Consider the following 11,891-nt stretch of genomic DNA (forward strand, 5'->3'; position numbering starts at 1 on the left):
ACCGAGATCTACACTCTTTCCCTACACGACGCTCTTCCGATCTGCTGATGACCTTCGGCATGGCGGCGCTGATGAACAAGGGCACCAACTTCATCTTTGGGGAGATCTCCTTCGTGTCCAACTCCGTGGCCGTGGTACTGCAGCTGGCCCTGGCCATCGATTACGCCATCATCCTCTGCCACCGCTATACCGAGGAGCGGGAACACCTGGAGGCCCGGGAGGCCGTGGTGGCCGCCCTGAGCAAAGCCATTCCGGAGATCTCCGGCAGCTCCATGACCACCCTCTCCGGCCTGGGCGCCATGTGCTTTATGCAGTTCGGCATTGGCAAGGACCTGGGACTGGTGCTGATGAAGGCCATTGTGCTCAGCCTGCTGGCAGTGTTCACCCTGATGCCCGGCCTGCTGCTCAGCTTCTCCCGGCTCATTGACCGCACCCACCACCGCAGCTTTGTGCCCAGGATCACCGCCTGGGGGCAGCTGGCGCTGAAAACCCGTTTCATCATGCCCCCGCTGTTCGTGGTGCTGCTCATCGGCGCCTTCATCTTCTCCAACCGCTGTCCCTACGCCTATGGACAAACCGACCTGACCACTCTCCGCAAAAGCGATTCCCAGATCGCCCAGGCCAAGGTCAACGGCGCCTTCGGCAGCATCAATACCCTAGCCGTGCTGGTTCCCCAGGGGGACTATGAGCAGGAGGGCCGCCTGCTCCGGGAACTGGAACGGATGCCGGAGACCAACACCGTTCTGGGCCTTGCCAATGTGGATGCCATGGACGGCTATGTCCTCACCGACCGGCTGACCCCCCGGCAGTTCGCCGAAATGACGGATCTGGACATTGAGCTGGCCCGGCTGCTGTACTCCGCTTACGCCGTGGACCAGGAGAGCTACGGCCAGGTGGTCTCCGGTGTCGACGGTTATGGCGTGCCCCTGATCGACATGTTCCTCTACGTTTACGATATGATGGAGGAGGGCTATGTCACGCTGGACGGCGATATGACCGAGACCATTGAGGACCTCCATGTCCAGCTGACGGACGCCCAGCTCCAGCTGAAGGGCGAGCAATACAGCCGCCTGGTCCTCCAGCTGAACCTGCCGGAGGAGAGCCGGGAGACCTTCGCCTTCCTGGACACCCTCCACAGCGTGGTGGGCAGGTACTACGAGGAGGACGCCTTTCTGGTGGGAAACTCCACCAGTGACTTCGACCTGTCCACCTCCTTCGGCAACGACAACCTGCTCATCGGTATTCTGACCATCGTCTTCGTGGTGTTGGTGCTGGTGTTCACCTTCAAGTCCTCCGGACTGCCCATCCTGTTGATTCTGGTCATCCAGGGCAGCGTGTGGATCAACTTCTCTTTCCCCTATCTGCAAAATGAGCCCCTGTTCTTCCTCAGCTATCTGGTGGTCAGCTCCATCCAGATGGGCGCCAATATCGATTACGCCATCGTCATCGCCAACCGTTATGTGGAATTGAAGCAAACCATGCCTTTGAAAGATGCGGTGATCGAGTCCCTGAACGAGTCCTTCCCCACCATCGTCACCTCCGGCACCATTCTGGCCTCCGCCGGTATTCTGATCGGCGTACTGTCCACCACGGCCTCCATCGCCTCCATCGGCGTGTGCCTGGGCCGGGGCACGCTGATTTCCATCTTCCTGGTCATGGGCATCCTCCCCCAGATCCTGCTGCTGGGCGATGTCATCATTGAAAAGACCGCCATCACCCTCAAACACCGCCTGCCCATTCAGTCCCACTCCGGCGTCATGCGGGTGGACGGCCACGTCCGGGGCTATCTCTCCGGCATGGTGGACGGCCATTTCAGCGGCACCATCCACGGCGCCATCAATGCCGCCGTGGAAGCCGGAGCGATCCAGCTTGAGGACGCAGCCCTGCCTGCGGCAGAAATTTCCGGAAAGGAGGCTGAGAGCCATGCGGAATCGTTCGGCGAATAAATATCTCTCCCTGCTGCTGGCCGTCTGGCTGCTGGCCTCCTCTGCCGTACCTGCGGCCTGGGCCGCGCCGGAGGACACAGTCTCCATCTCCTCGGCGGAGGACCTGCTTGCGCTCTCCAAAAACTGTGCTCTGGACACCTGGTCTCAGGGAAAGACGGTTGCCCTGACCGCGGATCTGGACCTGACCGGGACCGAATTTTCCCCCATTCCCACCTTCGGCGGCACCTTCCTGGGTCAGGGACACACCATCTCCGGCCTGCGGCTCACCGCCGCCGGCTCCAACCAGGGCTTTTTCCGTTATCTCCAGCCTGGCGCGGTGGTACAGAATCTGCACATCTCCGGCGCCGTCATTCCTGAGGGCACCCGCTCCACTGTGGGCGGCATCGCGGGCACCAACGCCGGAACGATCCAAAACTGCTCCTTCCAGGGCACCGTCCAGGGCAAAAATGCCGTGGGCGGCATTGCGGGACGGAACGGGGAGCAGGGCCAGATCATCAACTGCACCACTCGGGGCCATATCAGCGGTGAAAACGCCGCCGGCGGCACCGCCGGGCGAAATCTGGGCATCTTACTGAAATGTGAAAACTTCGCCGGGGTTAACATGACAGAGCCCAGCGAGACCGGCAGCTTTATGGAATTGGAGGCCGAAGCGATATCAGAACCGCTCAGCGGCGAAAACGACGGCGAATACAGCCTCCTGTCCAGCTATGCCGACACCGGCGGCATCGTGGGGTATTCCAGCGGCGTAGTGCAAAGCTGTGTCAACAGCGGCACGGTGGGCTACCCCCATGTGGGCTACAATACCGGCGGCATCGCCGGACGGCAGAGCGGGTATCTTGCGGGCTGCATCAACAGCGGCACCGTCCGGGGCCGCAAAGAGGTGGGCGGCATCGTGGGCCAGGCGGAACCCTATCTGGCCGTGGACCCGGAACGGGACGGCCTGGACCGCCTGCGGACAGAGCTGGACACCCTGGACCGCCTGATTAACCAGGCCCTGAACGATGCCCAGTGCACCGGGGACGATGTCTCCGCCCACCTTACCGCCATGGGGAACTACGCAGACAAGGCCCGGGACAGCTCCCAGCAGCTGCTGGACCACACCGGCGATTTCATCGATGAAAATCTCAATACCGTGAATACCCTGGTCTCCGACATCACCAATGCGCTGGACCGCATTATCCCCGCACTGGATGACCTGGCGGACGTGGGAGCGCGGCTGGAGCGGCTCTCCAATCACTTGGGCGGCGCACTGGACGATCTGGGAGATGCCGCCGGCCTGGGCGAAGTCTCCATGGCGGAGCTGCGGACTGCTGTAAGAGCCCTGAAAGAGGCCGGCGGCAAACTCAGCGATTCGGCAGCGGCCCTGCAGGAAGCCCTGGAGGCGCTGTTAAAGGGCGTGATCTCCGGTGATGAAGCGGCCAGGGCCGCCGCACTGGAGCAGGCAAAGGCCGCTTTCACGGAGCTGGACGGGATCTTTGCTGCGACCGCCGCTGCCGCCGGCGGCCTGCGGGCGGCACTGTCTGAGGCCGGCAATCTCCCCGGCAGCGGGGAAACGCTCCCCGCATTGGAGAATCTGAAAACGGCACTGAACAAAACCGCCGTCGGCCTAGGGCAGACAGGGGATTCCCTGCCAGCCTCTCCTGAGGACTGGGAGACGGCTCAGGCCGCCCTCCGGCGGGCTCTCCAGGCCCTGCGGGACGCCTCCGGCGGGCTGGATGACGCGCTCTCCGCCCTGCAGAGGGCACTGGAAACAGTCTCGCCAGCCTCCGGCAAGCTGAGGGACGCCCTGGAACAGCTCCAGGATGTATCGGCCTCCTCCGCCTCCATCGGACGGCTGCTGCACAGCGCCTTCCGCACCATCAGCGATGCGGTGGACAGCCTCACCGGAGACGGCCCTGTGGAGTTCTCCCCCCTGGGAGAGGATATCCGGACAGCCGGGGACGGCCTCTATGACGCCATGGCAGGCCTGTCCGGCGAGATGAAGTCCCTGAACGGCGTTCTCCAGGACGGCAACCACACCCTGACGGAAGACCTGCGGTCCGTCAGCCGCCAGTTCAACGCGGTATTTGACTCCATGCTGGACATTCTCACCGACCTGCGGAACACCCCGGACAAGGAGGACCTGATCCAGGACACCTCCGACCAGGACATCTCCGCCACCCGGGAGGGCAAGGTGGCAGACTGCCATAACACCGGCCCTGTGGAGGGCGACCGGAATGTGGGCGGCGTGGCCGGCGCCATGGCCATCGAATTCGATCTGGACCCCGAGGATGACGTGACGGACCGTCTGTCCTTTGGAACCACCTATGAGACCAAGGCGGTCCTGCAAAACTGCCTGAACCGGGGCGCCGTCACCGCCAAAAAGGACTGCGTAGGCGGCATCGTGGGACGCATGGATTTAGGCACCGCTCTGGACTGCCAGAACTACGGCGCCGCCGCCAGTACCGACGGCGACTATGTGGGCGGCGTGGCTGGGCTGGCGGACGCCTCCGTCCGGAGCTGCTATGCCAAAAACACCCTCTCCGGCGGAAATTACATCGGCGGTGTGGCCGGGTGGGCCAGCTATCTGCGGGACTGCTTTGCCATCGCCGCCATCACAGACGGAAGCGAGTGCCTAGGCGCCATTGCCGGCGGCGTGGAAAACGGCGGCGTCTTTTCCGGTAACCGCTTCGTGGACACCGGCACCGCCGGCATCGACGGCGTCAGCTACGCCGGGCACGCCGAGCCTATCGACTTTGCAGAGCTCCGGCAGCTGCCGGACATTCCCCCGGAGTTCACCACCTTTACTCTGACCCTGTTGGCAGGGGGCGAAACCGTGTCCCAAATCCCTTTCTTCTACGGAGACGACCTCTCCGCCCTTCAGCTCCCGGAGGTTCCCGCCCAGGAGGGCAGCTACGGCAGCTGGCCGGAATTTGATGTCTCCGGCCGGGTCTCTGACATCACCCTGGAGGCCGTCTACGCCCCCTGGGTCACTCTGGTAGCCAGCGCAAAGACCGAGGGCAAACTGCCTCTGGCTCTCGCAGAGGGACGGTTCACCCATGAGGCCGTCCTCCATGTGACAGAAGGGCCCCAAACGCCGCCTCCGGAGGGCGGCACAGTCTGGACACTCTCCCTCGCCGGCACAGATCTCGGCAGCGGGGATGCTGTTCCCCTGCGGCTGCTGGCCCCATCCGGCGCTCAGGTCTGGCAGTACCGGGACGGTCAGTGGATCCATTCGGAAGCCGTCCAGAACGGGCAGTACCTGATGCTGTCTATGGAGGGCACGGAGGGCACCTTCTGCATCCAGTCCCGGGCAGATGGCCCGTGGCTGTTCCTGATCCTGGCCGCCGCAGTCCTTCTACTCATAATCCTGCTCGCGGTGACGCGCCGCCGGAAAAAGCAGGCGGTCAAATCCGGCGCTCCTGCGAAATCCCATGCGGAAAAAGAACCTGCGGCGAAATAGGCGGCAGACACCCCGAAGCGGCCCGGTGTATTGGTGCCGGGCCGCCTTCCCATGATGCAAGAATGATGGAAGACTGCGTCAAACTGTAGAGAATCTGGATCGCAGGAGGCAGACGCTGTGAACAAAATTTTGATTGCCGAGGATGAGGCCCCTATCGCCAACCTCATCAAAACCGCCCTGGACGGCGCAGGCTACCGCTGTGTCTGGGCAGCGGACGGCGCCGCCGCCGCAGATAAGCTGGAATCCCAGCCCTTCGATCTGGCATTGCTGGACATCATGCTGCCCAGAGCCGACGGCTACGAGGTGTTGGAGTACTGCAAGCAGCTGGAGGTACCGGTGATCTTCCTCACCGCCAAAGGTCAGCTGGAAGACCGGGTAAAGGGTCTGCGGCTGGGGGCGGAGGACTACATCGTCAAGCCCTTTGAGCTGATGGAGCTGCTGGCCCGGGTGGAGACCGTCCTCCGCCGCTGCGGCAAGACAGGGCGGGTCCTCTCCCTGCCGCCGGACATCGAGATCGACACCGCCAGCCGGGTGGTGCGGCGGAGCGGACAGCCCGTTCCCCTCACCGCCAAGGAGTACGACCTGCTGCTCCTCTTCATGCAGAACAAAAATATCGCCCTGTACCGGGACCGGATCTACGAGCGGGTCTGGGGTGAGGAGTTCCTGGGAGACAGCCGCACCGTAGACCTCCACATCCAGCGAATGCGGAAGAAACTGGGGCTGGAGAACCGCCTGGTGGCCGTCTACAAGGTAGGCTACCGGCTGGAGGCCTGATTCACTCGGGAAGGGACACGAAAAAATGAAGCTCTTCTGGAAGCTCTATTGCAGCATGGTCCTCATCACGGCCCTGGCCTGCTCCATTGGCGGCTACGTTCTGATTGATACGCAATTCCGTGCCTCCCTGGACCGAGAGGTCTCCGCGCTGTATGAGGAGAACGACCTTCTGCGCTACGCCCTGGCCCAGGAGCTGGCCTTCCATCCCCTGTACAGCCGCCAGGAGCTGGCCGCCGCGGCCAAGGGGATCAGCATCTCCACCAGCCGGGGGACCGTGGCCTTCCGCCTCAGCGGCGAGGATGGCGAGACCCTGGGCGGCAGCGGACAGCTGGCGGTCGAGGCCGCTCCCCTCACCGCCTCCCTGCCCCAGGGCCAGCGCGGCTGGGTGATGGATGCCCTGGGGGACGGGCGTGCCTATCTCCACGCCGCCAGTCCCTTAGCCCTGGAGGACGGCGTTTTGTACCTAGAGAACTGCCGGGAAATCAGCAGCCTCTTTCAGGACCGTTCGGAACAGTACCAAAGTTTTTTCACCCTGGTGCTTGCTCTCACCGGGGCGGTGGGGGCGCTGTCCCTGGCGGTGGCCGCCATGCTTCTGCGCCCCCTGGGCCGGCTATCCGCCGCCACGCGGCGGATAGCCGAGGGTGATCTGGACCAGCGGGTGGCGGTACAGGGAGACGACGAGATCGCCCAGCTGTCGGCGGACTTCAACGTCATGGCCCACCGCATCCGGCGGCAGGTTCAGGAACTCCGGGACGCCGCGCGGCGGCAGGAGGACTTCATCGGCAGCTTTGCCCATGAGATCAAAACCCCCCTGACCTCTATCATTGGCTACGCCGACCTGCTCCGCTCCCGCCCCGCCACAGAGGCCCAGGTCCGGGAAGGCGCCGGGTACATCTTCAGCGAGGGCCGGCGGCTGGAGGCCTTGAGCCGCAAGCTCCTGGATCTGGTGGTGCTGGACCGGCAGGACTTCCCCCTGCGGCCCGTGCCGCTGGACACATTCCTGAACCGGGTGGGCGGAGCCATGGCCCCGGCGCTGGAGCAGGCGGGCATCCGTCTCACCGTCCGGGCCCAGCCGGCAGCGGCGCTGATGGAGCCGGACCTGATGGAGACTGTCTGCCTGAACCTGCTGGACAACGCCCGCAAGGCCATGGAATCTGGCGGAGACCTCCTGCTGGAGGGCCTTTTGGAGGAGGGCGGCCCCCTCATCCGGGTGACGGACAGCGGCAAGGGCATCCCGGCAGAAGAGCTCAGCCGGGTGACGGAGGCATTCTACATGGTGGACAAATCCCGCTCCAGGGCCCAGGGGGGCGCGGGGCTGGGACTGGCCCTGTGCCGCCGCATCGTGGACCTCCACGGCGGTACGCTGGAGCTGGAGAGCCGCTCCGGCGAAGGCACACGGGCCACCGTACGCCTGAGAGGAGCGGTCCCATGAGAAACTGGAAAAACTGGCTGGCCCCCATTTTCACCTGCTTGACGGTGGTGGCCCTGGCGCTGCTGCCCCTGCGGCTGTCCATGCTCCAGGACAAAACCCTCACCGGTACCGTCCACACCGAGCCGTTAGCAGAGGACAGCAACTTCCCGGCAAAGCCCCCGGAACTTCTCCGGCGGCTGCAGCTTCTGGCCCAGCAGAGAGAGTTTGCGGAAACCCTCACCATCATCGGCCAGGAGCTGGAGGGCTCCGCGCTGACAGAGAGCACAGAGCTGGGCCGAAGGGAATTGGCGGACCTGGTGGAATCCGGAGTCCTGCCGGAACATCTGAACCCGGACAACGCAGAACTTTTCGCCGGCAAAGTCTACCTGCGGGACCAGACGGACCTGTCTGGCGCCAGCTTCGTCAGGCTTGACGGCTATGACCGGGACTCCGGGGAGTACCATTCCTTGGTGCTGGACGCGGAGACGGAACTCCTGGTGGAGCTGGAGCTGGACTCGGTCTGGATTCTGAAAGCCCCGCTTCCAGACCCGGCCGCGCTGGGAGCGGCCTTTCTGGACCGGCTGGGACTGGAATACCAGGCCGTCAGCCATGACCCCCTCTTGGCCTGCTTCCGTCTCCAGGGGGCTCCAGTAGTATATTACGTCTCCATCAGCCACACCACTCTGCGTATCGCCCCCTGGCTGGACTGGGAGGCGCTGGAGCTCTCCGGGAGCTGGAACGAGGCCCTGGGCAGCGTTATGGACAGCAGCATAAGCGGAAATCGAACATGATGCCGTTTTGATGGGAAAAGCTGTCCTTTTTGATGGAAAAACGCCGGAGTTCTGACGGGAACAACCATTACCATGGGAACAGAATCTAAAAAAGAAGGAGCTGTTCTCATGTCTTCCAACCGTTCCTGCGTTGTAAAAGACTTTTCCCTCCCAAACCGGGAGTACCGCGTAGCCCCGGCCCGCTGCTGGGATGCGAATCTTATCAACCCCGCGCCGCCCCGGTGGGGCAAAAAGCGCCGCCGCTCCCTCCTGCCCCTCCTGCTGCTGGAGCTGGCCCTCTTTGGCAGCGGCTTCCTGCTGGGCCGCACCGCCCTGGCTCAGGAGCCCCCGGCGCAGGCGGCAGGCGTCTCTGTCTCCATTTTCGACCCGGAGTGCGGCGGCCGGACGGACGGCCTGATGCCGGAGCTTCCCGCCGGACAGGAGAACCCGGACTGGACCGCCCTGGGCCGGAAGCCTGTTCTCTCCGTCTCCCCGGATGATTGGAACCTGATCCTGGTAAACTGGGAGAATCCCCTGCCGGAGGACTTCTCCATTCCCCGGCTGACCCAGCTGGCAAACGGCCACGCCATCGACAGCCGGGCCTACCCCGCCCTGCAAAGCATGATGGACGCCGCCCGGGCGGCGGGGCTCCAGCCCACCATCTGCTCCTCCTACCGCACCCAGGCTAAGCAGGAGGAGCTGTTCCAAAACAAGGTTCAAAGACTTCTGGCGGAGGGATACGGCCGGACTGAGGCGGAGGAGCAGGCCGCCATGTGGGTGGCCCGCCCCGGCACCAGCGAGCACCAGGCGGGCCTGGCGGTGGACATTGTGGACAAGTCCTATCAGCTGCTGGACCGGGAACAGGAGGATACGGCAGTGCAGCAGTGGCTCATGGCCCACTGTGCTGAATACGGCTATATCCTCCGCTACCCAACGGACAAGGCCGCCCTCACCGGCGTGAATTACGAGCCCTGGCACTACCGCTACGTGGGCACGGAGGCCGCGGCGGAGATCATGGAACAGGGCATCTGCCTGGAAGAATATCTGGCGGAGATCTCCGGATGACAAAGACGGCGGGAGCATACGCTCCCGCCGTTGCTTTACGATTCCATTTGCTTACAGCGAACACTTTCCCCGGGACATGTACCGCCCCTGGGGCTCTTTATCCAAAACTCTGCCGTTCTCCACGGCAAGGCCGCCCCGCAGCCACACCTGCCGGATACCGCCGGAGGTGACGAAGCCCTCGTACGGGTTGTAGTCCACGTTGGCCACACAGTCCGATCCCCGGATAACATGGCTGTCGCCGGGATCGTAGACCACGATGTCCGCGTCGCTGCCCGCCTGAAGCACGCCTTTCCGCGGAAACAATCCGTAGAGCCGGGCGGGGTTCTCGCACAGCAGCCTGCACATCTGGGCCTCCGTGATGCGCTTGGTGGCCACGCCGTAGGAGTAGATCAGCTCGCCCCTCGTCTCCACCCCGGGAAGGCCCCCGGGGATTTTCGTAAAGTCCTCCCGCCCAGCGTTCTTCTGTGCCAATGTGAAGGAGCAGTGGTCCGTGGAGACGGTCTGGATCTCCCCGTGGCGCAGCGCCCGCCACAGGTCGTGCTGTTCCCACTTCTCCCGCAGAGGCGGGGCGCAGACGTACCGGGCGGCGGTGGAGTAGTCGCCGTTGAAATACAGGCTGTTGTCCAGCAGCAGATACTGGGGGCAGGTCTCCACATAGACCTTCTGTCCCCGCCGCCGGGCCCGCTCCACCTCCTCCAGAGCCTCTTGACAGGTGAGGTGAACGATGATGACCGGGCAGTCCGCCGCCTGGGCGATGCGCAGCAGCCGGCCCACCGCCTCCGCCTCCGCCAGAGGCGGGCGGGTCAGAGGGTGGCTGGCAGGGGACAGTTCCCCGGCGTTCTTCCGCTCGGCGATCATGCCGTCAATGATCCCGGCGTTCTCACAATGGACGCCGCAGATGCCTCCCAGATGTTTCAGCTCCTTCAGAGCCCAGTACAAATCCCGGTCCCCCACCATCATGGCGGGATAGGTCATATACATTTTGAAAGACGAGATGCCCTTGGCGAACATATCCGGAAGCTCCGCCCGGATGGACTCGTTCCAGTCGTCGATGGTCATGTGGAAACCGTAGTCGCAGAAGGTGCGGCCGCCGGCCTTTTTATGCCACAGGTCCAGCCCGTAGTGGAGGCTCTCTCCCTTGTTGGGGCAGGCGAAGTCGATAACCGTGGTGGTGCCTCCCCGGAGGGCCGCCCGGCTGCCGGTGTAAAAATCGTCCGCCGTGGTGGTCCCGCACACGTCCAGGTCAAAGTGGGTGTGGGCGTCAATAAAGCCGGGGAACAGCAGGCAGTGCTCCACATCCACCACCGTGTCAGCGTCCTTACGGACGCTCCGTCCCACCTTCACGATTTTCTCGCCGTCAATCAGGACATCGGCCCGTTTCACGCCGGCGGCGGAGACCACGCTTCCGCCCTTCAAGAGAGTGCGCATCGCCTTTCCTCCATTTCATAGATTAATTTCGCCTATCATACCATGTTTCCCATGGAATTTCCAGTACAACTTGACCGCGGCGGAAAAATCTTTTATCATTGAGAGCGCGGAGATAAAAACACGGCCCGGTCGGTAGTCCGGGCGGCCCCGGCCGGGGCTCAGTAACCTGCCTCCTTGGTTGTCCGTTCTCCGGATATTTCGGGGACCACGCGTCCCCGCTTTAAGGAGGAAACTGCCATGGAAACCGGATACGCAAGGCTGACGGTCTATTTTGAAGACCCCTTTTGGGTGGGGCTCTTTGAGCGGGGCGGCGGCGGAACCTGGGAGGCCTGCAAGGTCACCTTCGGTCCCGAGCCCAAGGATCATGAGGTGTACGCCTTCCTGCTGGAGAACCACCGCCGCCTGCAGTTCAGTCCGGCCATAGCGGGCCAGCCCCCGGCGGCGGCAGCCGCCAACCCCAAGCGCCGCCAGCGCCAGATCAAACGGCAGCTGGAGCGGCCGGGGTGCGGCACAAAGGCCCAGCAGGCCCTGGCAGCCCAGCAGGAACAGGGCAGAGAGGCGAAAAAGCACCGCACCCGGGAGGAACGGGAGGCGGAGCAGGCCCGTCAATTCGCCCTGCGCAGGGAAAAGCGGCGGGAGAAGCACAGAGGACATTGAACCCGCCGCCCAAGAAAGGCCGCCGTCCGGACGCTGTCCGGGCGGCGGTTTATTTCCGTCATAAAAATCATAGTATACACAGAAATTGTGTATTGATTTTTACGCAGATCCTGTGTAACCCGTGTATCTGGGCGGCACCGGAGCTTCCAAACGTCCGGAACAGCCGCCTCCGGCGGGAAAAAATTGCCGCCCGGACAACCTGTCCCGGCGACAGCCGTCCTCTTCCGCCCAATCTTCTCACACTATCAGCTCCCCTGGCTGCCAGCATATGATCGTACAGAGTTTATGCCCTGTATCGTCCGCAACATGACGGATAACGAGGCCATCCCTGTCCTCACGGCTTGCCACGGCATAGTTGATGTCCTCAAACTTGAATGTCTTTGCGTACTTGTTCCTGC

At 63.5% G+C, this 11,891-nt stretch carries 7 protein-coding genes; 6 read left to right on the forward strand and 1 reads right to left on the reverse strand.

Annotated features, from left to right (window positions below; genetic code table 11):
* The first annotated feature begins 1,923 nt into the window (after positions 1 to 1,923).
* From QZ326_RS07920 to QZ326_RS07940, 5 genes are all read left to right on the forward strand, one after another.
* Positions 1,924 to 5,388 carry a GLUG motif-containing protein gene (locus QZ326_RS07920; protein ID WP_295743593.1) on the forward strand — a complete coding sequence of 1,155 codons (3,465 nt, stop codon included), beginning with the start codon at positions 1,924 to 1,926 and terminating at the stop codon, positions 5,386 to 5,388.
* A gap of 117 nt (positions 5,389 to 5,505) precedes the next feature.
* A complete protein-coding gene (locus QZ326_RS07925) occupies positions 5,506 to 6,162 on the forward strand; it encodes a response regulator transcription factor (protein ID WP_295743597.1) in 657 nt (218 codons plus the stop codon).
* A gap of 25 nt (positions 6,163 to 6,187) precedes the next feature.
* Positions 6,188 to 7,594, forward strand: a complete 1,407-nt coding sequence (locus tag QZ326_RS07930) for a cell wall metabolism sensor histidine kinase WalK (protein ID WP_295743600.1) — start codon at positions 6,188 to 6,190, stop codon at positions 7,592 to 7,594.
* On the forward strand, positions 7,591 to 8,364 hold the full coding sequence (locus tag QZ326_RS07935) for a hypothetical protein (RefSeq protein WP_295743602.1): 774 nt from the start codon (positions 7,591 to 7,593) through the stop codon (positions 8,362 to 8,364). The genes QZ326_RS07930 and QZ326_RS07935 overlap by 4 nt, the downstream gene beginning before the upstream one ends.
* 108 nt (positions 8,365 to 8,472) lie before the next feature.
* On the forward strand, positions 8,473 to 9,408 hold the full coding sequence (locus QZ326_RS07940; RefSeq protein ID WP_295743605.1) for a M15 family metallopeptidase: 936 nt from the start codon (positions 8,473 to 8,475) through the stop codon (positions 9,406 to 9,408).
* A 51-nt stretch (positions 9,409 to 9,459) separates the two neighbouring features.
* On the opposite strand, the gene hydA is transcribed toward QZ326_RS07940, so the two are convergent.
* Positions 9,460 to 10,836: a dihydropyrimidinase gene (hydA, locus tag QZ326_RS07945; protein ID WP_295743608.1), complete on the reverse strand. Its 1,377-nt coding sequence runs from the start codon at positions 10,834 to 10,836 to the stop codon at positions 9,460 to 9,462.
* Between the two features lie 237 nt (positions 10,837 to 11,073).
* Between hydA and QZ326_RS07950 the strand changes: the two genes are divergently transcribed.
* A complete protein-coding gene (locus QZ326_RS07950; RefSeq protein ID WP_295743610.1) occupies positions 11,074 to 11,493 on the forward strand; it encodes a YjdF family protein in 420 nt (139 codons plus the stop codon).
* Positions 11,494 to 11,891: the final 398 nt, after the last annotated feature.

Source organism: uncultured Oscillibacter sp., assembly GCF_910587525.1.
GTDB lineage: Bacteria > Bacillota > Clostridia > Oscillospirales > Oscillospiraceae > Oscillibacter.

Excerpts from the sequence above, each read along its gene's own strand:
- QZ326_RS07920 (WP_295743593.1), top strand. The coding sequence starts at position 1,924 with ATGCGGAATCGTTCGGCGAATAAATATCTCTCCCTGCTGCTGGCCGTC.
- QZ326_RS07930 (WP_295743600.1), top strand. The coding sequence starts at position 6,188 with ATGAAGCTCTTCTGGAAGCTCTATTGCAGCATGGTCCTCATCACGGCC.
- QZ326_RS07935 (WP_295743602.1), top strand. The coding sequence starts at position 7,591 with ATGAGAAACTGGAAAAACTGGCTGGCCCCCATTTTCACCTGCTTGACG.
- QZ326_RS07940 (WP_295743605.1), top strand. The coding sequence starts at position 8,473 with ATGTCTTCCAACCGTTCCTGCGTTGTAAAAGACTTTTCCCTCCCAAAC.
- hydA (WP_295743608.1), bottom strand. The coding sequence starts at position 10,836 with ATGCGCACTCTCTTGAAGGGCGGAAGCGTGGTCTCCGCCGCCGGCGTG.
- QZ326_RS07950 (WP_295743610.1), top strand. The coding sequence starts at position 11,074 with ATGGAAACCGGATACGCAAGGCTGACGGTCTATTTTGAAGACCCCTTT.